The organism is Neisseria sp. DTU_2021_1001991_1_SI_NGA_ILE_055 (assembly GCF_032342915.1).
Taxonomy (GTDB): domain Bacteria; phylum Pseudomonadota; class Gammaproteobacteria; order Burkholderiales; family Neisseriaceae; genus Neisseria.
The window spans coordinates 916,484-940,544 of the sequence record NZ_CP135440.1; the positions used below are offsets into that span (position 1 = coordinate 916,484).

Sequence of the window (24,061 nt, forward strand, 5' to 3'; positions counted from 1 at the left end):
TTGTAGACCTTGTTTTTAAATATTCGGGGTTCAGACGGCATGATGTAGAAAAATATCCGCCCTACTTTGGGACAAAATTCCCAATTTAAACCGCTTCTCCATTTTGTTTCGCTTCCAGCCATTCCCAGCGTTCCAGCTTTTCCAAAAGCAGCATTTCGATTTCTTCAGCCCTGCTTTGCAATGCACCTGCTTTTTCGTAATCTTTGAAAATTTCAGGATCGGAAAGCTGGGTATTGATTTCAGCCTGTTCGGTTTCCAAAGCAGCGATTTCGTCAGGCAGCGCATCGAGTTCGCGCTGTTCTTTGTAGGAAAGTTTGACCGTGCGGTTGGCCTTGGGTTTGGCTTTTTCCGGTTCTGCGGTTGTTTTCGGCGCGGAGGTCGTCTGAATTTTCTCTTCGCGTGATTTTGCGTCAATGTAGTCCTGATAGCCGCCGATGTATTCTTTCAGACGACCTTGTCCTTCGAAAACAATGCTTTGGGTAATCACATTATCCAAGAACATACGGTCATGCGAAACAAGGAATACCGTGCCTTGGTAATCGCGCAGCAAGTCTTCGAGCAGCTCTTGGGTATCGATGTCCAAGTCATTGGTCGGTTCGTCCAAGACCAAAATATTAGCAGGACGGGTGAAGAGTTTTGCCAGCAGAAGGCGGTTGCGTTCGCCGCCGGAGAGCGATGAAACAGGGCTTTGCGCACGGGCGGGGTGGAACAGAAAATCTTCCAAATAGCTCATGACGTGTTTTTTCTTACCGCCGACTTCAACGTAATCATTGCCCTGTCCGAGCGTGTAAAACACGGTGTCGTTTTCGTTCAACGCGCTGCGGAACTGGTCAAAATAGGCAACTTCCTGCTTGCTGCCGATGCGGATTCTGCCGTAAGTCGGCTGCAATTCACCCAAAATCAGCTTGAGGAAGGTGGTTTTGCCGATACCGTTTGGACCGATTAAGCCGATTTTGTCGCCGCGCTGCAAGATGGCGGAGAATTTGTCCATGATGACTTTGTCGCCGTAGGCAAACGAGGCATGTTCCAATTCGGCAATGATTTTGCCGCTTTTCTCGCCGCTGTCGAGCTTGAAATTGACCTGCCCTTGTACGTTGCGGCGTTCGGCGCGTTGGCGGCGCAGTTCTTCCAAACGGCGCACGCGGCCTTCGTTGCGGGTACGGCGCGCTTCGATGCCTTTGCGTATCCATGCCTCTTCCTGAGCATGGAATTTGTCGAAGAGGCGGTTGTGTTCCGCTTCAACCGCCAATTCCTGCGCTTTTTTCTCGCTGTATTTGGAGAACGAGCCGGGATAGGAACGTAGAATGCCGCGATCGAGTTCGACGATGCGCGTGGCGATATTATCCAAAAAACGACGGTCGTGGGTAATCACGACCAGGCTGCCTTCAAACGCTTTGAGCAGGTTTTCCAGCCAGATAATCGCGTCGATGTCCAAATGGTTGGTCGGCTCGTCCAGCAGCAATACGTCGGGCTTCTGCACCCAAGCCTGCGCCAAGGCGACGCGCTTTTTCTGCCCGCCGGAGAGGTTGCCGATTTTTTCGTTTTCCGGCAAACCGAGTTCGCCCAAAGTCTGCTTCACCGCCGCATCCAGCTTCCAGCCGTCCTTCGCTTCGATTTCAAGCTGCAATTCGTTGAGTTCTTTCAACAAAGCCTCACTCGAACCATTTTCCAACTCATGGCTGACGTGATGATAACGGCGTAATAAATCACGGATTTCACCCAAACCTTCGGCGACAGTATCAAATACGGTTGCGTCCTTATCAAAAAAGGACTCCTGCGGCACATAAACGATTTTGAGGTTGTTTTGAACAATAATCTGCCCGTCATCGAGCTTTTGTACACCTGCAAGGATTTTTAAAAACGAAGACTTACCCGCACCGTTGCGGCCGATTAAACCGATTTTCTCGCCGCTGTCGAGTTGAAAAGAAGTTTTGTCGAGCAAGGCGACGTGGCCGACAGCAAAAGAAGCATTTTCTACGGATAAGATATTCATGGGGAAACTTCAAAAAAGAAAGGGGGACATTTTAACCGATTATCGGCAGATATTTGCCGACAATCATATGAAATTGAAAGTATCAGGCCGTCTGAAAGCAGTTTTCAGACGGCCTTCATTATTATTCTTGGATCTTTAAACCGAAATGCAGATAAGCTCTTTCGGTTGCCACGCGTCCGCGCGGTGTACGCTGCAAAAAGCCCTGCTGAATCAGATATGGTTCAATCACATCTTCGATGGTATCGGTCGATTCGCCAATCGCAGCAGCCACGTTTTCCAAACCGACAGGGCCGCCACTGAATTTGTGCAGAATTGCCTCAAGGAATTTCCTGTCCATCACATCCAAACCTTGCCCATCCACATCCAGCATACTCAAGGCAGCATCGGCAATTTCCGCATCAATCACGCCGTTGTTTTTCACATCAGCGTAATCGCGCACTCGTCGCAAAAGGCGGTTGGCAATACGCGGCGTACCGCGGCTGCGCTTGGCCACTTCCATCGCACCCTCTTCACCCATTTCCAACTGCAATAGTTGAGCAGAACGGGCAACAATAGTCGCCAAATCTTTATTCTGATAAAACTCCAATCGGGATACGATACCGAAACGGTCGCGCAACGGATTGGTCAACATACCGGCACGGGTCGTCGCCCCCACCAATGTAAACGGCGGCAAATCGATTTTGACCGAACGCGCGGCCGGCCCTTCGCCTATCATGATGTCCAACTGATAATCCTCAAGCGCAGGGTAAAGGATTTCTTCAACCACAGGGCTTAAACGGTGAATTTCATCGATAAACAGCACATCATGCGGCTCGAGGTTGGTCAATAAAGCAGCAAGGTCGCCGGCGCGTTCCAAAACCGGGCCGCTGGTTTGGCGCAAATTAACGCCCAACTCTTTGGCGATAATATGCGCCAAAGTAGTTTTACCCAAACCCGGAGGGCCAAACAACAAAGTGTGGTCAAGCGCCTCTCCACGTTTTTTCGCCGCCTGAATAAAAATAGCCAGCTGCTCTTTGGCCTTATCCTGCCCGATATAGTCGTCTAAAGTTTTCGGACGTAAAGCGCGTTCAAGCAATTCTTCCTGAGCGGAAATATTTTGAGCAGTGATAATGCGCTGAGGTTGTGCAGAAGTAAGATTATCGGTTTGTAACATAATGTTTCTAAATTCTAAGATTATTCCCGACCCGTTGTTTCAGACGGCCCGAACAATCAGATAAAGCGGTTAAATTATGATTTTGGCCATTATACCCGATAAGGCCGAACCACTTTTCCTTCAAATTTAAATCACACAAAAATTTTCGTTTTCAGACGGCCAAAGCAACGTATAATAAACGGTTAATTCAAATACCTATCGCATTCAGGAGAACACATGAGCCTCAAGCAAAAAGTCATTGCCATCGACGGCCCCAGCGCATCCGGCAAAGGGACGGTTGCCTCACGCGTAGCCGAAGCCTTGGGTTTTCTTTACCTCGATTCCGGTGCGCTTTACCGCCTGACCGCGCTTTACGCACAAAAACAAAATGTTGCCTGGACAGATGAAGACGCCGTCAGCACACTGGCAGAAACCTTGCCCGCACAATTTGAAGGCAGCGTCGTGTTATTAAACGGCGAAGATGTATCCGAACAAATCCGTACCGAAGCCATCGGCATGGGCGCATCTGCCGTCGCGCAGTTGCCTAAAGTGCGTACCGCCCTTTTGCAGCGCCAACGCGATTTCCTGACCGAAAAAGGTTTGGTCGCCGACGGCCGCGATATCGGCTCGGTTATTTTCCCTGATGCCGCATTAAAAATCTTCCTGACTGCAAGTGCCAATGTCCGAGCCCAACGTCGTGCCAAGCAACTCGGTATCCCATGCGAAGGCGTTGCATTCGAGCGTATTTTATCGGACATTGAAGCGCGCGACGAAGCAGACCGCCGTCGCCCTGTTGCTCCGTTGAAACAGCTGCCCGACGCCCTGCTTTTAGATACTGACAACCTTTCTATCGAAGAAGCTGTAAAAAAAGTGCTTGATTGGTATCATAAAGTTTAAAATTTGGAGTATAATCGCGAAGTTTTCATTTCAGACGGCCTGTTGACCCTAATAACAAGGCCGTCTGAAAACATTTCCCAACCTGCCGCGCCAAGGACGGCAGGTCATTTCAAACCTAACCCGCACCCCTTGGCGGTGTACCGAAAAGAGTATATATGACTATGGAAAATTTTGCCCAGCTGCTGGAAGAAAGCTTTACCCTGCAAGAGATGAACCCAGGTGAAGTGATTACTGCCGAAGTAGTCGGCATCGATCAAAACTTCGTTACCGTTAACGCAGGTCTGAAATCAGAATCTCTGATTGATGTTGCTGAATTCAAAAACGCTCAGGGCGAGATTGAAGTTAAAGTTGGCGATTTCGTTACCGTTACCATCGAATCTGTTGAAAACGGCTTCGGCGAAACCAAACTGTCCCGCGAAAAAGCCAAACGCGCTGCCGACTGGATCGCTTTGGAAGAAGCTATGGAAAACGGCGACATCCTGTCCGGCGTTATCAATGGCAAAGTCAAAGGCGGCCTGACTGTTATGATCAACAGCATCCGCGCATTCCTGCCGGGTTCTTTGGTTGACGTACGTCCTGTAAAAGACACTTCTCACTTCGAAGGCAAAGAAATTGAATTCAAAGTGATCAAACTGGACAAAAAACGCAACAACGTTGTTGTGTCCCGCCGCGCTGTTCTGGAAGCTACTTTGGGCGAAGAACGCAAAGCCTTGCTGGAAAACCTGCAAGAAGGTTCAGTTATCAAAGGTATCGTTAAAAACATCACCGATTACGGTGCATTCGTTGACTTGGGCGGCATCGACGGTCTGTTGCACATCACCGACTTGGCATGGCGCCGTGTGAAACACCCAAGCGAAGTTTTGGAAGTTGGTCAAGAAGTAGAAGCTAAAGTCCTGAAATTTGACCAAGACAAACAACGCGTTTCTCTGGGTATGAAACAACTGGGCGAAGATCCTTGGAGCGGCCTGACCCGTCGTTACCCACAAGGTACCCGCCTGTTCGGTAAAGTATCCAACCTGACCGACTACGGTGCATTCGTTGAAATCGAACAAGGCATCGAAGGTTTGGTACACGTTTCCGAAATGGATTGGACCAACAAAAACGTACACCCAAGCAAAGTTGTTCAACTGGGTGACGAAGTTGAAGTCATGATCCTGGAAATCGACGAAGACCGCCGCCGTATCTCTTTGGGTATGAAACAATGCCAAGCTAACCCTTGGGAAGAGTTTGCCGCCAACCACAACAAAGGCGACAAAATCTCCGGCGCAGTTAAATCCATCACCGACTTCGGCGTATTCGTAGGCCTGCCTGGCGGTATCGACGGTCTGGTTCACCTGTCTGACCTGTCTTGGACTGAAGCCGGCGAAGAAGCTGTACGCAAATACAAAAAAGGCGAAGAAGTTGAAGCCGTTGTATTGGCCATCGACGTTGAAAAAGAACGTATCTCTTTGGGTATCAAACAACTGGAAGGTGATCCGTTCGGCAACTTCATCAGCGTAAACGACAAAGGTTCTTTGGTTAAAGGTTCTGTGAAATCTGTTGACGCCAAAGGTGCCGTAGTTGCTCTGTCTGAAGAAGTTGAAGGCTACCTGCCTGCTTCTGAATTTGCCGCTGACCGCGTTGAAGACCTGACTACCAAACTGAAAGAAGGCGACGAAGTTGAAGCCGTTATCGTTACCGTTGACCGCAAAAACCGCAGCATCCGTCTGTCTGTTAAAGCGAAAGACGCTAAAGAAAACCGCGAAGCGCTGAATTCAGTTAACGCCGCTGCAACTGCCAATGCCGGTACTACCAGCCTGGGCGACTTGCTGAAAGCCAAACTGTCCGGCGACCAAGAATAAGGTTGCAGACATGACGAAGTCTGAATTGATGGTTCGCCTCGCAGAAGTGTTTGCCGAAAAAAATGGCAACCAACTGCTGGCTAAAGATGTCGAATACAGTGTAAAAGTCTTGGTTGACACCATGACCCGCTCACTGGCTCGTGGACAACGTATCGAAATCCGCGGCTTCGGCAGCTTCGACTTGAACCACCGCCCTGCCCGTATCGGGCGCAACCCTAAAACCGGTGAACGTGTGGAAGTGCCTGAAAAACATGTTCCCCACTTCAAACCGGGTAAAGAGTTGCGTGAGCGTGTAGACTTAGCATTGCAAGAAAGTGCTCATTAATACTTAGTAGCAAAACGCCGCAGAAATGCGGCGTTTTTTTGTTTTTTCAAAAAATACTAAAGCCAGCCCTTTTTACTTGCACTTTAATCGCACACTTTTCCAACTATATTGACAACAAAGCCTTTGCAAAAAACGCAGGCCGTCTGAAATCATTTATAATAGACCGACTATTCCATAATGAGAACATCATTCCGACTACCGTCCAAATTATTGCGGATGATGTTTCGACTATCGCCAGCAAAACATAATAAAGGTTATACATGAGCAATAGAGACCAACTATTTACGCCACCGCCATTTGAAAACCACAGCCCATTGACTTGGTATCAGGCCGCCGCCGAACAACCCAACTTCATCCGTGACGAAGCACAAGCACGAGCCATTGAATATTTGGATCGCTTATGGACCGAGCTGATGATGTTCAAACGCAAACGCAACCGTTTTCTCGGCCGCAGCCTGCGTTCCCCTCAAGTGCCTAAAGGACTCTATTTTTATGGCGGCGTAGGACGCGGTAAAAGTTTCCTGATGGACGCTTTTTTTGGCTGCCTCCCTTATCGCCGTAAGCGCCGCGTGCATTTCCATGCCTTTATGGCCGAAATTCATCAACGGCTGAAAGCTTTAAAGAGCGAAGCAAATCCTTTAAAAGCCGTTGCAGCAGAAATTGCCAAAGAAACACGCGTATTATGCTTTGATGAATTTCACGTCAGCGACATTGCCGATGCGATGATTTTAGGCCGTTTGTTGGAAAACCTGCTGAGCGAAGGTGTTGTTTTGGTGGCTACTTCCAACTACGCTCCATCCGAACTCTATCCACAAGGCCAAAACCGCAGCAGCTTTCTGCCAACCATCGCCCTTATCGAATCTAACCTAACCGTTTTAAATGTGGATGGCGGAGAAGATTACCGATTGCGCACACTACGTCCTGCCGAAATTTTCTTTGTACCCAATAACGAAGAAAACGAGCAAAAACTGGCTACTTTATTTAAAGAAATGAGCGGAATCTCTGAATTGAATCCGGGAATCAGCATTATTCATGGACGGGAAATTCCTCATAAAGCCCAGTCGGAACGCGCCATCTGGTTTGATTTCCGTGCATTGTGTTTCGGCCCGCGCTCACAAGCAGACTATCTGTATTTGGCCGAACATTACGAGATGGTTTTTCTATCAGGATTGGAACGCCTGACCCCTCAAGAAAAAGCAGAAGCACGCCGTCTGACATGGTTGATTGACGTTTTATATGACTTCCGCGTGAAATTGTGCGCCACCAGTGCCGTTGGCGTAAACGATATTTATGTTGAAGGCGATTTTGCCGAAGAATTTACCCGTACAGCCAGCCGTATGGTCGAAATGCAGTCTGAAGTCTATTTGGAGCAACCGCACCTGACTTTAAGCAAATAATGCCTTTCCCAAAAAGGGGCGAAATTTGGTAGAATACACTTCCCTCGCCTCTTGGCTACGACAACTTACCTATCAATAAAAACAAGGACATAACATGGCCATCGAACGTACGATTTCCATCATCAAACCCGATGCAGTAGAAAAAAACGTCATCGGCAAGATTTACAGCCGCTTTGAAGAAAACGGCTTGCGCATTATTGCTGCAAAAATGAAACATCTCTCTGAGCGTGAAGCAAAAGAGTTTTATGCCGTACACAAAGATCGCCCTTTTTATGAAGACTTGGTTAAATTCATGACTCGCAATCCTGTCATGATTCAAGTATTGGAAGGTGAAAACGCCGTTGCCAAAAATCGCGAATTGATGGGCGCAACCAATCCAGCCGATGCAGCTCCTGGCACAATCCGTGCCGACTTTGCAGAATCTGTCAGTGTCAATGCCGTACATGGTTCTGATAGCGTTGAAAATGCTGCAATTGAAATTGCTTACTTCTTCAGCCAAAGCGAAATCTGCCCACGCTAAGAGTAAAAGCCTATAGCCACTTTACGGCCGTCCGATTCCATATCGGACGGCAAAACTGCTTTGTATGCCCTGCAAATGACAGGCCGTCTGAAACCCCCTAAAGGCTTTTAAAGCAAAGCTGACCGATAAGCCTCTTTACTTTAAAAGCTTTATTGAGAAACATAAAAATACATGAAAACCAATCTACTGAATTACGATTTAAACGGACTGACGCAACACTTTGCCGAAATGGGTGAAAAACCTTTCCGCGCCAAGCAAGTCATGCGTTGGATGCATCAAGCCGGTGCACAAAACTTTGAAGAAATGACTGACTTGGCCAAATCATTGCGCGCCAAGCTGAATAAACAAGCCACAATCGAAGTGCCTAAATTAATGATGGCACAAGAATCTACGGATGGCACACGCAAATGGTTGCTGGATGTCGGCACGGGCAACGGTGTAGAAACCGTCTTCATTCCCGAAGCCGAACGCGGTACTTTGTGCATCTCTTCCCAAGTAGGTTGCGCATTGGAATGCACCTTCTGTTCTACTGGACGACAAGGTTTCAACCGCAACCTGACTGCCGCAGAAATTATCGGCCAGCTTTGGTGGGCCAATAAAGCCATGGGTGTTACCCCTAAAAATGAACGCGTTATCTCCAACGTGGTGATGATGGGTATGGGCGAACCCATGGCAAACTTTGATAATGTTGTTACCGCTTTGAGCATTATGCTGGATGATCACGGCTATGGCTTGAGCCGCCGCCGCGTGACCGTTTCCACTTCGGGCATGGTCCCGCAAATGGACAGGCTGCGCGACGCTATGCCTGTTGCTTTAGCTGTATCTTTACACGCCTCCAACGACGAAGTGCGCGATCAAATCGTTCCGCTGAATAAGAAATATCCGTTGAAAGAATTGATGGCAGCCTGTCAACGTTATCTGGTCAAAGCCCCCCGCGACTTTATTACCTTTGAATACGTTATGCTCGACGGCATCAACGACAAGGCTCAACACGCGCGCGAATTGATTGAATTGGTTAAAGACGTACCGTGCAAATTCAATCTGATTCCGTTCAACCCTTTCCCGAATTCCGGCTACGAACGTTCTACCAATGAAAATATCCGTGTCTTCCGCGACATTCTGCAACAAGCCGGCTTTGTCGTTACTGTCCGCAAAACCCGCGGCGACGATATTGATGCCGCTTGCGGACAATTGGCCGGACAAGTACAAGATAAAACACGCCGCCAACAAAAATGGCAACAAATTTTGGTCGAACAATAAGGTTAATTATGAAAATCAAGTTCGGATTCGCTTTACTTACCGCACTGACTCTTTCTGCCTGCGCATCCTCTTCCGGACCAAGCCCTAAAGAACGTGCCATTCAAGTTTCCAATATCAAAACCCAGCTTGCCGTGGAATATATGCGCGGCCAAAACTACCGCCAAGCTACTGAAAGTATCGAAGAGGCGCTTAAATTCAATTCAAAAAACGATATTGCTTGGCTGGTACGCGCTGAAATATATCAATATCTGAAGGTCCGTGATAAAGCTCAGGAAAGCTTTCTTAAAGCATTGTCTTTAAAACCGGATAGTGCGGAAGTTAACAACAATTACGGTTGGTTCTTATGCAATCAAATGAATGCACCTGCCGAATCCATGGCTTATTTTGATAAAGCACTGGCCGATCCGACCTACCCGAGCCCCTTTATTGCCAATATGAATAAAGGCATTTGCAGCGCAAGGTTAGGCCAATACTCTTTGGCTCAAGCCTATTTGGAAAGGTCTTTGGCAGCCAATCCACAATTCTTCCCTGCTTTCAAAGAGCTTGCCCGAACCAAAATGATGGCAGGCAATCTGAACGATGCCGACTATTATTTCCGTCAATACCAAAGCAAAGTCGATGTCCTGCAGGCTGACGATTTGCTTTTAGGCTGGCGCTTGGCCACTGCCTTGGGCAATAAACACGCCGCATACGAATACGAAGCCCAACTTAGGGCAAACTTCCCTTATTCAGACGAACTACAAACTGTTACAACAGGCCACTAAATGGAAAATAACGATAAAATCAACTACGACACACAAGCCGCCAAAACACTGGGGGATGAATTACGCAAACACAGAACTGATGCCAAAATCGATATTGAAGATGTTGCTTCACGTTTAAAACTGTCTGCCGAACAAATTGATGCCTTGGAAAAAGGGGAATATTCAAATTTTCCGGGCCTTGTCTTCATCTCAGGCTATCTTCGTTCATATGCACGATTCCTCAAAATCGATGAACAAACCATCACCAAACATTTGCACTTGATTACTCCGCAACTTGAAGACCATGTATATGCAGTAACACGCAGCACCAACAGCGGCTTAAGCTACGAAGATGCTGAAAAACAGGGTTTCCCTAAATGGATATTGGGTGCAGCCGCATTGGCTTTAGCAATAGGCGGTGTTTACTTTTGGCAAAGTAAATCCAGCTATGAAAACGAACAGGCAAATATTCAAAACAGCAAAGATGTTGCCGATACGATGAAAACGCCTGCTTTGAAAACGGATAATGTTGCCGTTAGCGAAATGACCGAAGACGGTAAAAAAGAAATTACCAATAAGCCTGAAGCAGCCAATGAACAAGCAGCTTCAGCAGCTTCTGACGTTGTAGAAGAAAAACCTGCCGTCAAAGTCGAAAAAGACGAACTGTGGATTAAAGTCCAATACCGAAGCAATCTGATTATTGCAGACAAAGATGGAAAAGTAGTATTCAGCCGCATCGTTCCAGCCGGAAGCGAACATCGTCTGAGAGGAGGCGCGCCTTATAATGTTTGGATCGGTATTGCAGCCGGTTCGGAAGCCAATTACGGCGGCACGCCAATCGAACCTTTAAAACACCGTGTTGCCGGTGAAAAATCCGCCTCTTTTGTTGCAGGAAAAAACTAAAATGACCACACCTAAACGCCGTCTGACACATCAAGTACAAATTGATCATCTCATCGTCGGTTCGGATGCGCCCGTTGTTGTGCAATCTATGACCAATACCGACACCGCAGATGCAGAAGCAACCGCCCGACAGGTCAAAGAGTTGAGCGATGCCGGCTCGGAAATGGTACGCATCACGGTCAATACTCCGGAAGCGGCTTCCAAAGTCGCCGAAATCCGCAGCCGCTTAGACGATATGGGTTACACCACGCCCCTGATCGGCGACTTCCATTTCAATGGCGAACGCTTATTGGCTGAATTTCCCGAGTGCGGCAAAGCCCTGTCTAAATACCGCATCAACCCGGGCAATGTCGGCAAAGGCGCAAAAGGTGATGAGAAATTTGCCTTTATGATTCGTACGGCGGCAGAAAACAATAAAGCCGTACGCATCGGTGTGAACTGGGGTTCGCTTGATCAAAGCCTTGCCAAGCGCATGATGGATGCCAACTTGGCCTCTGCCACACCGAAGCCGCCTGAAGAAATCATGAAAGAAGCTTTGATTGTTTCGGCGCTGGAGTCGGCAGAAAAAGCCGTGGCTTTGGGCTTGCCTGAAGATAAAATCATTTTGTCGTGCAAGGTCAGCGCCGTACAAGACTTGATTCAGGTTTACCGCGAATTGGGCAGCCGTTGCCGCTATCCGCTCCATCTCGGTCTGACCGAGGCCGGCATGGGCAGCAAAGGTATTGTGGCATCTACCGCTGCCTTGGCTGTATTGCTGCAAGAAGGCATCGGCGACACCATTCGAATCTCCCTAACCCCCGAGCCCGGCAGTTCGCGCACTCAGGAGGTCATTGTCGGTCAGGAAATCCTGCAAACCATGGGCTTGCGTTCCTTCACACCAATGGTTACAGCCTGCCCGGGCTGCGGTCGTACCACCAGTACCGTATTCCAAGAATTGGCGCAAGACGTACAAAACTATTTACGTCAAAAAATGACTGTTTGGCGCACTGAGTATCCAGGCGTTGAATCATTGAACGTTGCCGTAATGGGTTGCGTAGTCAATGGCCCGGGCGAAAGCAAGCTTGCCGATATTGGTATCAGCCTGCCAGGTACAGGCGAAACTCCGGTTGCGCCGGTTTATGTAGACGGCGAACGCAAAGTGACCCTCAAAGGCGACAATATCGCTGCCGAGTTTTTGCAAATCGTTGAAGATTATGTCAAAACCAACTATTGTGAAGGTGGCGCAAAACGTAAGCAAAACCGTGTCATTCCAATTCAGTCTGCCTAAAACATTATCAAGCTAAAGAGGCCGTCTGAAAATATGTTGGGCAAACTGGATACTTGGCTGACTGAGCATCCCAAACGCAAGGATTTGCATGGTTGGCGACGCTTTATCGTTGAATTTTGGTTTTTCGGTTTGAAAGAAGCACGAGCCTGCTTATTTGCAGGCTTGTTTTTCATTGCTATGTTTCTTATTCCGAAAACAGGTTGGCTGGGAATTTCGCGCTATGACCTGCTGCTGATTTTTGCCGTCTCCGTACAAGCAGCCATGCTGTATTTCAAGCTAGAAACTTGGGACGAAGTAAAATCGATTACGCTGTTTCACTTGGTCGGCTTTGCTTTAGAGTGGTTCAAGACATCAGGCGGTATCCAATCCTGGAGCTATCCGGAAGAAGCATATACCAAAATCGGCGGCGTACCGCTGTTTGCGGGCTTTATGTATGCTGCGGTCGGCAGCTATATTATCCAAGCATGGCGGCTGTTTGACCTCAAAATCAAAAGCCATCCGCCATATTGGTTGGGCACTTTGTGCGCGCTGGCGATTTATATCAATTTTTTCACCCATCACTACATTGGCGACTATCGCTGGTATCTCGCAGCCTTTGCCCTCGGCCTATACGCCCGGACGACAGTCTTGTACACGCCCTATGACACCACTCGCAAAATGCCGCTCCTGCTCGCTTTCGTCCTGATTGGATTTTTCATTTGGCTGGCGGAAAATTTAGGAACTTTATTCGGCGTTTGGCGCTATCCCAACCAAATCGGCGCGTGGGCATCGGTACACATCAGCAAATGGAGCTCATGGGCTTTACTGGTGATGATGACTTTTACCATCGTTGCGAATTTAAAACATATCAAGCATACCATCAGCGTATCAAAAGATTAGTTATTTAACATTTAAAAAGGCCGTCTGAAACTTTCAGACGGCCTTTCATTTTCAACAATCAATTAAACAAACTTAAGGCTTTCACAAACACCATAATGACGCCGTAACCCAAAGGAATGCAGACCAAAGCCCAGCGCCACCATACGCCGATACCGCCCGCTGAGACTTTTTTGCTAATCAGATAGGCATCGGATACAGCGGTTTCATCATCGGGATTACGGCTATGGGCCGCTACTTTAATGTCTTTCTCGTGATGCTTTTCATGAACCGAGCGGACACTCAAGTTACACAGCAAACCGACAATCAACAAACCCGCCATGATGTACATGGTAATGCTATAAGCCTCGGCAGCCGGAACGCCGCTTTCAATTTGGCTTTGGCGGATATAGTTGACCAATACCGGACCAATAACGGCCGCAGTTGACCATGCCAGCAAAATCCTGCCGTGGATTGCACCGACTTGATAAGTGCCGAACAAATCCTTCAAATACGCCGGAATCGCTGCAAAACCGCCGCCATACATGGAAATAATGACGCAGAAACCAATGACAAACAAAGCCTTGTTACCGCTCCCGCCAATAGACGGAATGGCAAAATACAACAGCGAGCCGAGCACGAAGAAAATGGTATAAGTGTTTTTACGGCCGATTTTATCGGACACGCTGGACCACAAAAAGCGGCCGCCCATATTAAACAGGCTCAACAGGCTCACAAAACCTGCCGCCGCGCCCGCACCAATGGCCGCTTGTTTTCCTACAGATGCCTCGGAAAACAGCTCCTGAATCATGACTGAAGCCTGTCCCAACACACCAATACCGGCCGTCACATTCAAGCACAACACCCAAAACAAGAGCCAGAATTGCGGCGTTTTCATGGCTTGTGAGACATTGACATGATTGCTGCTGACCAATTTGCTTTTGTTTTTCGGCGCAACATAACCTTTAGGTTTCCAGCCATCGGCAGGTATGCGGATGGTAAACGCACCGAACATCATCAACACCAGATAGAACAACCCTAAGACGACAAAAGCCTGCGCTACGCCAACCGAAGTTTCACTGGAGAAAAAATTCATCAGCGATACCGACAAAGGAGAAGCCAACATCGCGCCGCCACCAAAGCCCATAATCGCCAAACCTGTCGCCATACCCGGTTTATCGGGAAACCATTTCATCAGTGTCGATACAGGCCCAATATAGCCCAAGCCCAAACCGACCCCGCCAATCACACCGTTGCCCAAATAAAGCAAAAACAGATTGTGCGTATGGACGCCGATTGCCGACACAAAAAAGCCCAAACTAAAACAGCAGGCGGCAACAAACATCGCCTTACGCGGCCCAACGCGTTCCATCCATGTACCGAACATGGCCGCAGACGCGCCCAACATTGCCAAGGCGATACTGAAAATCCAACCCACCGTGGTCAGCTTCCAATCTCCGGCAGCCGACTCAGTGATACCGATAAGCTTGGTTAAAGGCGCATTAAACACGGAATAAGCGTATATCTGCCCGATGGCAAGATGCACGGCCAAAGCGGCAGGCGGTACCAGCCAACGATTAAAGCCGGGTTTGGCAATGGTCGCCTCACGGTCTAAAAACTTCATAAAATCCTCTTATCTTATGTATGTCAAACGCTGATTCCATATCATATGAAATCGAAAAATTGTTAACAATATTGTAACATTAATCTCCCATTTTCCTTTTTATCCGCTCCATGATAATTTTGCGCATCAGACAGAAAAAACATTCATCTAAACCATTTTCCTCATCCAATATCAACAAAAAGGCCGTCTGAAAATCTTTCAGACGGCCTTTTCATTCATATCGTTTTATGCGGCGAAGCGTTTGGCAACTTCATCCCAGTTAACGATTTCCCAAAAACCTTTCAGGTAGTTAGGACGGCTGTTGCGGTAGTCGATGTAGTAGGCGTGTTCCCATACGTCGCAAGTCAACAGCGGAGTATTTTCAGTAGTCAGCGGAGTACCTGCATTGGAAGTAGAAACCAAATCCAATTCGCCGGCAGGCGTTTTCACCAACCATGCCCAACCGGAACCGAAAGTACCGGCCGCGCAGGCATTGAACGCTTCTTGGAATTTCTCGAAGCTGCCCCATTTGGCGTCGATGGCCGCAGCCAATTCACCGGCAGGTTTGCCTTGGCCTTTAGGGGTAAAGCCCAGCCAGTAGAAAGTGTGGTTCCAAGTTTGGGCAGCGTTGTTGAACATACCGCCGGAAGATTTTTTCACGATTTCTTCCAAAGGCATTTCTTCAAACTCAGTGCCTTTGATTTGATTGTTCAAATTGGTGATGTAGGTTTGATGGTGTTTGCCGTAGTGGAACTCCAAAGTTTCTTTGGTCAGATGTGGGGACAATGCGTCCAGTTCATAAGGCAGTTGTGGCAGCTTATGTTCCATTTTTGTGCTCCTGATTGTTGATATTTATATTTTGGTAGTGTGCGTCGTCATATTGACAACATGACTATTTTACCTGCTTTAGCCTAAACAAACCAATTGAACTTACACTGCGTTATAATAGCGGATTACAATTTTCCAGCCAGAGATGCCCGTCATGAGCAATTATTCCGACATGCCGTCTGAAGACCGTGAAATCAGCGCATTATCCTTGCCGCCGCATTCCACAGAAGCGGAGCAATCCGTTTTGGGCGGCCTGATGCTGGAAAATTCGGCTTGGGACCGTATTGCCGATGTCGTTTCCGGCGAAGATTTCTACCGCCACGAACACCGCCTGATTTTTCGTGCCATTGCCAACCTGATTAACGAAAGCCGCCCAGCCGACGTCATTACCGTTCAAGAAAGTTTGGAACGCAATGAAGAATTGGAAGCGGCAGGCGGATTCAACTATCTGATTACGCTGGCGCAAAACACGCCATCCGCAGCCAATATCCGACGCTACGCCGAAATCGTGCGCGAACGTTCCATCATGCGCCAGCTTGCCGAAGTCGGCACGGAAATTGCACGCAGCGCATACAATCCGCAAGGGCGCGATGCAGGCCAGCTTTTGGACGAGGCGGAAAACAAAGTATTCCAAATCGCCGAAAGTACTGCCAAATCTAAACAAGGCTTCCTTGAGATGCCTGACCTGTTGAAAGAAGTAGTCGAACGCATCGATATGCTTTATTCGCGTGACAACCCTGATGAAGTAACCGGCATATCGACAGGCTTTATCGACCTCGACAAAAAAACATCAGGCCTCCAACCGGGTGATTTGATCATCGTCGCAGGCCGTCCGTCTATGGGTAAAACCGCCTTTTCGATCAATATTGCCGAACACGTTGCCGTAGAGGGCAAGCTGCCTGTCGCCGTATTCTCGATGGAGATGGGCGGTGCGCAGCTGGTTATGCGTATGCTGGGTTCAGTCGGACGTTTGGATCAAAGCGTTTTAAAAACCGGCAGATTGCAAGACGAACACTGGGGCCGTCTGAACGAAGCGGTCGTTAAACTCTCCGATGCACCCATGTATATCGATGAAACTCCGGGTTTGACCGCGCTCGAACTGCGCGCCCGCGCCCGTCGCCTTGCGCGCCAGTTCAACGGTAAATTGGGCTTGATCGTCATCGACTACCTGCAATTAATGTCAGGCTCCGGCCGTTCTGACAACCGCGCTTCCGAGCTTGGCGAAATTTCCCGCTCCCTCAAAGCATTGGCTAAAGAGTTGCAAGTTCCCGTCATTGCCCTGTCGCAGTTGAGCCGTACCGTTGAGCAGCGTACCGACAAACGCCCGATGATGTCCGATTTGCGTGAATCCGGCGCAATCGAACAAGATGCCGACTTGATTATGTTCATGTATCGTGATGAATACTACAACTCAGAATCACCCGCAAAAGGCTTGGCGGAATGTATTATCGGCAAACACCGTAACGGTCCCGTCGGGAAAGTATTCCTCACTTGGATGGGCCAATTTACCAAATTTGATAATGCTGCCTATGTTCCAGAATCCATGTTGATGGAAGATTGAGACAGGTTATCTGAAAAACTAACCGAATTTCATATTTTATTAGTCACGCATTCCAAAATCGTTTAGAATAAATCCAATAAAAGCAAAAGCATTGACACAAGCAAATGCAAAAAGAGAAAACGTCGGTTACCCCAACACATTACTACCCAAAAATCACTCATGTATCAGACACAAAAAGGCTTCACCCTAATCGAGTTGCTGATCGTCATTGCTATTGCAGCAGTAATGGCTGTCATCGCATTTCCAAATATGAATCAATGGATTGCCTCCAGACTTGCGGCATCGCAAGCAGAGCAAATTGCCAACCTGCTGCGTTTCGCGCGAAATGAGGCCGTCCGTCTCAATCTTCACGTTTACATCTGCCCGGCTAAAATCAAATCCGATGGCTCGCATAATGGTTGCGTTCACAAAAAAAACAGTACCAGTACCAGTATTGGTATGTTGGCCTACGCCGATAAAAACGAAAATTCCAGCTATCAAAATGATGAAGACGATTTATCTATCCGCTACATCATTCTCAATGGCGACACTGAAAAAGTGGAATACAGCTTCGACTATATCCCTATCGGCAATGACCGTTCTGCCCTCTCCTCTTCCAATCCAGAAGAAGTTTGGTGGAAATTCCGGCCCAATGGTACATTTGAACATTCAACCGATGGCAAGAATTATCAATTTTCAGACGGCTACATCAAAATCAGCCTGACGGATAAATCCGCCGCCGATGCTGAAACCAAGAAAGCCCGTGCTACCGTACTTTTAGTCAATGGCAATGGGCATGTCGAAATCTGTGCTAAAAACGATGAGCGCAAAATATGCGAATACTCTCCAAAGAATAACAACGGTACCTTATGAACATTAGTAATCCTACTCATCTCAGATCATTTAAAGGCCGTCTGAAAACGAGCTCAACAAGCTTTACTCCGAAACTTCAATCAGGCATGACCCTGATTGAAGTTTTGATTGCCATGTTTGTACTTGCCATCGGTGTGCTCGCTCTTCTGGCTGTTCAATTACGTACCGTATCCAACGTGCGTGAGTCTGAAAATCAGACTACAGTCGCCCAAATTACGCAAAATCTAATCGAAGGCATGCTCATTAACCCGACGCTCTCTGAAGAAACCGATACTGCAGGCGACAAAACCTCCCGTTATAAAAAATCCTACGATGCTTACATCACATCAAGCTCTGAACAGCTTAAAGACTCAAAGCAAACTAATGAATTTAAAGATAAAATGACAAAAGCGCAACTTGCGCAAGCTCAAATTGCACAGTTTAAAGCCGATTTAGCCAAAGCCCTTCCCGAAGCCCAAGTCTTCTCGACCATCTGCAAAGATTCTTCCGGTGCAGAGCCGACTTACGAAAAGGGGTTTAACGCAAAATGCGATGGCAAAGGCGACACAACCATCGTGAAAGTTTTATGGTTGCAAGATGTCGAAGAAGAAAATACCGCAAAAAATCTCAATACATCGGGGCATCACGTTGTCTATACCTATCAATCACGCGTAAGAGACTAACAATGAACAATAAACGCTTACTCAACCATATTCCCAATAAAACCGCTATTCGAGGCTTCAGCATCCTTGAATTTTTGGTTGCCAGCCTGCTCAGCATGATTGTCTTAATGGCTGTCAGCTCCACCTACTTTACTGCACGCGGATTAAACAAATCTGCCAACGCCCGCATCGGTATCCAACAAGATTTGCGCAACGCCGCCAATATGATTGTCCGCGATGCGCGTATGGCAGGCAATTTCGGCTGCTTCAATATGTCTAATCTTCCTGCTTCTGCAGTGATAGAAGACAAAAGCACGGATGAATACACATTGAAAACAGCTGGTGTGAATAAGCTGTTGCCAGTTAAAGAAATCAATAAATTAGGCTATGCAGGTTTTGCTCAAACTGGCAAAGCTCTGCTGTTTCAATACGGTATCGACAAAGCAAACCCTGCTGCAAAAACTGCCATTGCCAGCAGCTGCTCCGGCATTGCCAAACCTCATACAGAAATTAAAGATTTGGCTGCGGCAAAATTGGCTTTAAAAATTACCGACTCTGATCAAGACGGCAGTATCGCCATCATGAAACATGAAATGATTGCTTACGCTGTCGGAAAACTTGGCGAAGAGAGTGGTTTGTTCCGTTTCCAATTATCAAATGATGGCTCATGGAGTAATCCGCAGCTGTTGATTAAAGGCATCACTGCTATGGATATCCATTATATCTATGCAGAATGTCCTGATTCTGAAAATGCATCTGCCAGCGGATTGAATACAGAATCATTTGATTACAAAAACGCATTGGATATCTCAGCTGAGGCTAAGTCTCCGGCTTCTATCCAAATCGTACTGAATAACGGCAGTATTGACCCATCAAAAGAACAAGACAATAAAGTCGATATCTATAATATTAATGCCACCATCCGCGGAGGAAACGTATGCGCCGACCGATCACTCTAATCAAACCTGACCGGCAGCAGGGCTATGCTTTGTTTATCGTCTTAATGATGATGGTCGTCATCGCACTGCTCGTGGTCACAGCCACCCAGTCCTACAATACCGAACAGCGTATCAGCACCAACGATGCCGACCGCAAATTTGCAACCACCCTAGCCGAAGCGGCATTGCGTAAGGGTGAGAATCAAATTTTTGATATTGAAGGTAAAAAGACTACTTTTACCGCAAAATGTGAAAAAGGTTTATGTTCCACACCAAACGTCAAATCCAATGGCGATTTTACTGAAGAAGGCAACCCAACCGAAGATGCTTGGAAGCGCAAATGCGACAAAAGCCTGTGTATTGATGTCAACGGCGAAAGATATTCTCAAGGTGAAAATAGTCCACGCTTCATCATCGAATATCTAGGCACTAACTCTGCCGACAAACGTACTATTTACCGCGTTACAGCCAAAGCATGGGGGAAGAATAAAAATACACAGGTCGTCCTTCAATCTTACGTTGCCAGCGAATAATAAAATGAATACCACCTCTACCCAACAACTAGGCTTTACTCTGGTTGAGATGATGATTGCCGTCGCCATCTTAGCCATCCTGAGCGTCATTGCTATTCCCTCTTACAACCGCTACATTGAACGCGGCTACCAATCACAAGCGCATGCCGAGTTAGTCGCCATCAATTCTGCTTTTAAAAACCAGATGGTTAAAAATCCAAAGTGGAAAACTGATGAGATTAAAACCAAGTTGGATGACTTTATTTCCTCATATAAAGGCCATAAAGATTTGGCAGATAAATACAAATACTCTGCCGAAATGATTGATACCAGTACAAGAGCCTATCGTTTGAAAGCCATTCCCACAAAAACAGGCTACACCCTTTCCGTTTGGATGGATAGCTTGGGCAATGCTTACAAATGCACTGATATGGATTCCGCCAAAGATTCTAAAACCACAATGACTAATGGAAAAGGTTGCGAATCGGTTTCCAAAAAGAAATCTTCTTAGTCTGACAATCATAAAAAAGCAGTGTCATTTATCGACACTGCTTTTTTATTTTACTGCTTCCAATCATCATCTCGGCGTTGACGCTTCAACAAAATCCTGACTGCGCCATCATTGCCTTGTCGGGGCTCGACATAAGCCAACACATCAGGATGCTGCATCAACCAGCGGCGCGTCATATTTTTTAAAACCGGTTTATAGCCTGAAGAACCCAAGCCGCTGCCGTGGACAATCTCGCCGCAAACGCCGCGTTTTTTCGTAAACTCAATAAATTCGTTCAATACCTGCTGCGCTTCTTCCTGCGTATAGCCGTGCAAATCCACATCCGCTACCACGGGATAATGGCCGTTTCGCAAACGCATCAAATCATTTTTCCCCTGTCCGTTTTTACTGAACGAAGCCGGCGGTTCTTCCCAGCCGCCGCTGCCCACATAAAAATAATCTTCCTGTTCCAAAGTCGCCATTTCTTTAGGTCGCGGTTTGATAGGCGATTTATCGCGGGGCTGTTCATAATAGTTGCCGGCATTTTTCAACGGCGTAACCTTGCCAACCGCCTTGCTGAAATCCACATCTTCCGCCTGCTTTTTAGCCTTCGCTTCCGCCTCCCGCTCCGCAGCTTCCTTTTTCGCCTGTTTACCCAAAGCCTTCAGCGTTTCTTGAAAGTTTGCCGTCATGGTTTGTCCTTTCCAAAAAATTGATTGCGTACATTATAGCAAACCCGATTACAAGGCCGTCTGAAAGACTCTTATCATCGCACCTTGTTTAGGGTATAGTATTGTCGCCTTGTCAGTCTTACAAAGAGAAAAATCATGTTTAAACGCCCGGAAGAAATTATTGTTTTGGTACTTGCCCTATTATGGGTCGCACTCAGCTACTACTTCGCCGCCATCCTGATTTCAGATGCCTACACCATCCTCCTGATTACCGTATTGACCTTTATTTGGGCGATTGCATGCTTCCTCTTGTGGCAACGCAACTTAAGCCGTCATATTTGGCCGCTGTTTCTCGGCAGCCTGGTTGCCTGCTGGTGGCCGTACTTCACTTGGCTTGCAAGCGACGTTCCCGAAGGCACATGGTATTCAGGCTGGACATTCAAATCCATTATCTCCCTGATTCCCGTTGTTGCCGCTTATGTCTTCAAGTGGAAGCGAAGCCGGAAAAACAAAATTTCCGATCCCCTTGCCTGATACCTTACGCCGTCTTTTTCAGACGGCGTTTTCCATATCTGACATAGCGCTCAGACTGTCAACAATTCCAATAAAATGCTATACTCTTCACACGATTTAACACCCTGAAACAGGCCGTCTGAAAGACTTATCAAGATGATCAGCAAACAAGAATACCAAGCCCAAGCCGCACAAGGTTACAACCGCATTCCACTCGTTCAAGAGCTGCTTGCCGATTTGGATACACCGCTCTCAATCTACCTCAAACTAGCCAACAAGCCTTTCACCTACCTGCTCGAATCCGTTGTCGGTGGCGAACGCTTCGGCCGCTATTCCTTTATCGGCCTGCCTTGCAGCCACTATCTCAAAACCAGCGGCAAACATGTCGATGTGTATCAAAACGGCGAAATCGTCGAACAACACGACGGCAATCCCCTACCCTTTATCGAAGCCTTCCACAACCGCTTCAAAACGCCCGAAATCCCAAGCCTGCCGCGCTTTACCGGCGGCCTGGTCGGCTACTTCGGTTATGAAACCATCTATAATTTCGAACATTTTGCCCACCGCCTGAAACATACGGCCAAAGCCGATCCGCTCGGTACGCCCGACATCCTCCTGATGCTCTCGCAAGAGCTTGCCGTAGTGGATAACCTAAGCGGCAAAATCTACCTGATTGTTTACGCCGATCCGTCTCAAGCCGACGGCTACGAACGCGCGCGCGAACGTCTTGAAGACATCCGTACCCAGTTACGCCAAAGTTGCGCCATCCCGCTCTCGCTCGGCAGCAAACAAACCCAAGCCGTCAGCGAGTTCGGCGAAGAGCCGTTCAAAGCCTGCGTCGACAAAATCAAAGACTACATCTTTGCAGGCGACTGCATGCAGGTTGTCCCCAGCCAACGCATGAGCATGGAATTTACCGACAATCCGCTTGCCCTCTACCGCGCCCTGCGTACGCTGAACCCATCGCCATATATGTTCTACTACGATTTCGGCGATTTCCATATTGTCGGCTCTTCGCCCGAAATCCTCGTCCGCCGCGAACGCGACGACGTCATCGTCCGCCCTATCGCCGGCACGCGCCTGCGCGGCAAGACACCAGCCGAAGATCTTGCCAACGAACAAGACCTGCTGAGCGATGCCAAAGAAATTGCCGAACACGTCATGTTGATTGACTTAGGACGAAACGACGTCGGCCGCATCAGCAAAACCGGCGAAGTCAAAGTCACCGACAAAATGGTAATTGAAAAATACTCCCATGTGATGCACATCGTTTCCAACGTCGAAGGCCGTCTGAAAGACGGCATGACCAACATGGACATCCTCGCCGCCACGTTCCCCGCCGGCACACTCTCCGGCGCCCCCAAAGTCCGCGCCATGGAGATCATCGAAGAAGTCGAGCCGAGCAAACGCGGCATCTACGGCGGCGCAGTCGGCGTATGGAGTTTCAACAACGACATGGACTTGGCCATTGCCATCCGCACTGCCGTGATTAAAAACAATACACTCTTCGTCCAAAGCGGCGCAGGCGTAGTTGCCGACTCCGACCCGACATCCGAATGGCAGGAAACCCAAAACAAAGCCCGCGCCGTGATCCGCGCAGCGCAAATGGTGCAAGAAGGGTTGGATAAATAATTTTCAGACGGCCTGCGCTCTGAAATGACTAAACAACAAGATTATGATACTCAACGAAAAACAACTAAAATCCATCAGCAAATTTCTCAGCTTTATATTACGCCATCATCCCGAGCAAATTGGTATTACTTTGGATAAAGACGGCTGGGTGGATATTGATACCCTACTGACGCAGGTAAACCATCCTGAGCGCGGCTTTACGGGCAATCCGCTGACCTACGAAATATTGATGGAAGTGGTCGAAAACAACGATAAAAAACGGTTTACCGTATCAGAAGACGGCAAACGCATCCGCGCTGCGCAAGGTCATTCGACGGCACAAGTTCAGGTCGAACACAAAGTGGCGACGCCTCCTCAGATTTTGTATCACGGTACGGCTGAACGCTCTGTTCCGTCTATTTTGGAGCAAGGCCTGCATTCTGCCTCGCGCCATTTTGTCCATCTGTCTGCCGATGCCGAAACAGCCGTCAAAGTCGGCTCCCGCCACGGCAAGCCGGTTGTATTGACCATCGACACTGTCGCCATGCTTGCGGCAGGACATCAATTTTATCTGGCGGACAACGGCGTATGGTTAACTGAAAACGTTCCGCCGCAATTTATCGGCAAGCTTTAAAACACCAGGCCGTCTGAAGCCGTAAACCATGTTCAGACGGCCTGCAAACACCCTACCCAATTTCTTCATAAAGC

24 protein-coding genes are annotated in these 24,061 nt (G+C 47.9%); 19 read left to right on the forward strand and 5 right to left on the reverse strand.

Annotated features, from left to right (window positions below):
* Nucleotides 1-85: 85 nt before the first annotated feature.
* Both RRV97_RS04225 and ruvB read right to left on the reverse strand, forming a co-directional pair.
* A complete protein-coding gene (locus RRV97_RS04225; RefSeq protein ID WP_315612076.1) occupies nt 86-1,993 on the reverse strand; it encodes an ATP-binding cassette domain-containing protein in 1,908 nt (635 codons plus the stop codon).
* Between the two features lie 121 nt (nt 1,994-2,114).
* Entirely contained in the window at nt 2,115-3,146 is a 1,032-nt protein-coding gene (ruvB, locus tag RRV97_RS04230; RefSeq protein ID WP_188211627.1) for a Holliday junction branch migration DNA helicase RuvB, read from the reverse strand.
* A 216-nt stretch (nt 3,147-3,362) separates the two neighbouring features.
* On the opposite strand from ruvB, the gene cmk reads away from it, so the two are divergent.
* The 10 genes from cmk to RRV97_RS04280 all read left to right on the forward strand — a co-directional run bounded on the left by cmk (nt 3,363) and on the right by RRV97_RS04280 (nt 13,157).
* Entirely contained in the window at nt 3,363-4,022 is a 660-nt protein-coding gene (cmk, locus tag RRV97_RS04235) for a (d)CMP kinase (protein WP_036490635.1), read from the forward strand.
* 155 nt (nt 4,023-4,177) lie between these two features.
* Complete coding sequence (gene rpsA / locus RRV97_RS04240; RefSeq protein ID WP_003678994.1) at nt 4,178-5,863, forward strand: 30S ribosomal protein S1; 1,686 nt, start codon at nt 4,178-4,180, stop codon at nt 5,861-5,863.
* Nucleotides 5,864-5,873: 10 nt separating this feature from the next.
* Nucleotides 5,874-6,188, forward strand: coding sequence for an integration host factor subunit beta (locus RRV97_RS04245; protein WP_003678992.1), 315 nt, complete (start codon nt 5,874-5,876; stop codon nt 6,186-6,188).
* Nucleotides 6,189-6,448: 260 nt separating this feature from the next.
* Nucleotides 6,449-7,585: a cell division protein ZapE gene (gene zapE / locus RRV97_RS04250; protein WP_315612077.1), complete on the forward strand. Its 1,137-nt coding sequence runs from the start codon at nt 6,449-6,451 to the stop codon at nt 7,583-7,585.
* Between the two features lie 94 nt (nt 7,586-7,679).
* A complete protein-coding gene (ndk, locus tag RRV97_RS04255) occupies nt 7,680-8,105 on the forward strand; it encodes a nucleoside-diphosphate kinase (RefSeq protein WP_004519785.1) in 426 nt (141 codons plus the stop codon).
* Between the two features lie 171 nt (nt 8,106-8,276).
* Nucleotides 8,277-9,365, forward strand: a complete 1,089-nt coding sequence (gene rlmN / locus RRV97_RS04260; RefSeq protein ID WP_070632906.1) for a 23S rRNA (adenine(2503)-C(2))-methyltransferase RlmN — start codon at nt 8,277-8,279, stop codon at nt 9,363-9,365.
* An 8-nt stretch (nt 9,366-9,373) separates the two neighbouring features.
* Entirely contained in the window at nt 9,374-10,129 is a 756-nt protein-coding gene (gene pilW, locus RRV97_RS04265) for a type IV pilus biogenesis/stability protein PilW (RefSeq protein ID WP_003683469.1), read from the forward strand.
* Nucleotides 10,130-11,011, forward strand: a complete 882-nt coding sequence (locus RRV97_RS04270) for a helix-turn-helix domain-containing protein (RefSeq protein WP_315612078.1) — start codon at nt 10,130-10,132, stop codon at nt 11,009-11,011.
* A gap of 1 nt (nt 11,012) precedes the next feature.
* Nucleotides 11,013-12,278: a flavodoxin-dependent (E)-4-hydroxy-3-methylbut-2-enyl-diphosphate synthase gene (gene ispG, locus RRV97_RS04275; RefSeq protein ID WP_070837691.1), complete on the forward strand. Its 1,266-nt coding sequence runs from the start codon at nt 11,013-11,015 to the stop codon at nt 12,276-12,278.
* A 33-nt stretch (nt 12,279-12,311) separates the two neighbouring features.
* A complete protein-coding gene (locus RRV97_RS04280; RefSeq protein WP_036490627.1) occupies nt 12,312-13,157 on the forward strand; it encodes a DUF817 domain-containing protein in 846 nt (281 codons plus the stop codon).
* A 58-nt stretch (nt 13,158-13,215) separates the two neighbouring features.
* Here RRV97_RS04280 and RRV97_RS04285 read toward each other — a convergent pair whose 3' ends face one another.
* Nucleotides 13,216-14,757 (reverse strand): OFA family MFS transporter, encoded by a 1,542-nt coding sequence (locus RRV97_RS04285; protein ID WP_315612079.1) that lies wholly within the window; start codon nt 14,755-14,757, stop codon nt 13,216-13,218.
* A gap of 225 nt (nt 14,758-14,982) precedes the next feature.
* A complete protein-coding gene (locus RRV97_RS04290; RefSeq protein WP_003683473.1) occupies nt 14,983-15,564 on the reverse strand; it encodes a superoxide dismutase in 582 nt (193 codons plus the stop codon).
* Nucleotides 15,565-15,718: 154 nt separating this feature from the next.
* Between RRV97_RS04290 and dnaB the strand changes: the two genes are divergently transcribed.
* From dnaB to RRV97_RS04320, 6 genes are all read left to right on the forward strand, one after another.
* A complete protein-coding gene (dnaB, locus tag RRV97_RS04295; RefSeq protein WP_036490624.1) occupies nt 15,719-17,125 on the forward strand; it encodes a replicative DNA helicase in 1,407 nt (468 codons plus the stop codon).
* A 159-nt stretch (nt 17,126-17,284) separates the two neighbouring features.
* Nucleotides 17,285-17,977 carry a Tfp pilus assembly protein FimT/FimU gene (locus RRV97_RS04300; RefSeq protein WP_315612080.1) on the forward strand — a complete coding sequence of 231 codons (693 nt, stop codon included), beginning with the start codon at nt 17,285-17,287 and terminating at the stop codon, nt 17,975-17,977.
* The gene (gene pilV, locus RRV97_RS04305; RefSeq protein WP_314594956.1) at nt 17,974-18,639 is read left to right on the forward strand and encodes a type IV pilus modification protein PilV; all 666 of its coding nucleotides are present in this window, start codon (nt 17,974-17,976) and stop codon (nt 18,637-18,639) included. Before RRV97_RS04300 ends, pilV begins: the two co-directional genes overlap by 4 nt.
* A 2-nt stretch (nt 18,640-18,641) precedes the next feature.
* A complete protein-coding gene (locus RRV97_RS04310) occupies nt 18,642-19,577 on the forward strand; it encodes a pilus assembly protein PilW (RefSeq protein ID WP_315612081.1) in 936 nt (311 codons plus the stop codon).
* Complete coding sequence (locus RRV97_RS04315) at nt 19,556-20,089, forward strand: pilus assembly protein (RefSeq protein ID WP_315612082.1); 534 nt, start codon at nt 19,556-19,558, stop codon at nt 20,087-20,089. The genes RRV97_RS04310 and RRV97_RS04315 overlap by 22 nt, the downstream gene beginning before the upstream one ends.
* A gap of 4 nt (nt 20,090-20,093) precedes the next feature.
* Entirely contained in the window at nt 20,094-20,579 is a 486-nt protein-coding gene (locus RRV97_RS04320; protein ID WP_315612083.1) for a PilX family type IV pilin, read from the forward strand.
* Between the two features lie 50 nt (nt 20,580-20,629).
* Here RRV97_RS04320 and RRV97_RS04325 read toward each other — a convergent pair whose 3' ends face one another.
* A complete protein-coding gene (locus RRV97_RS04325; RefSeq protein WP_107723136.1) occupies nt 20,630-21,250 on the reverse strand; it encodes a Smr/MutS family protein in 621 nt (206 codons plus the stop codon).
* A 135-nt stretch (nt 21,251-21,385) separates the two neighbouring features.
* Here RRV97_RS04325 and RRV97_RS04330 point away from each other — a divergent pair, with 135 nt between their 5' ends.
* The 3 genes from RRV97_RS04330 to RRV97_RS04340 all read left to right on the forward strand — a co-directional run bounded on the left by RRV97_RS04330 (nt 21,386) and on the right by RRV97_RS04340 (nt 23,987).
* Nucleotides 21,386-21,763, forward strand: coding sequence for a hypothetical protein (locus RRV97_RS04330; RefSeq protein WP_315612084.1), 378 nt, complete (start codon nt 21,386-21,388; stop codon nt 21,761-21,763).
* Nucleotides 21,764-21,898: 135 nt separating this feature from the next.
* On the forward strand, nt 21,899-23,374 hold the full coding sequence (trpE, locus tag RRV97_RS04335; RefSeq protein WP_315612085.1) for an anthranilate synthase component I: 1,476 nt from the start codon (nt 21,899-21,901) through the stop codon (nt 23,372-23,374).
* A gap of 43 nt (nt 23,375-23,417) precedes the next feature.
* Nucleotides 23,418-23,987, forward strand: coding sequence for an RNA 2'-phosphotransferase (locus RRV97_RS04340; RefSeq protein ID WP_315612086.1), 570 nt, complete (start codon nt 23,418-23,420; stop codon nt 23,985-23,987).
* The last annotated feature ends 74 nt before the right edge of the window (nt 23,988-24,061 follow it).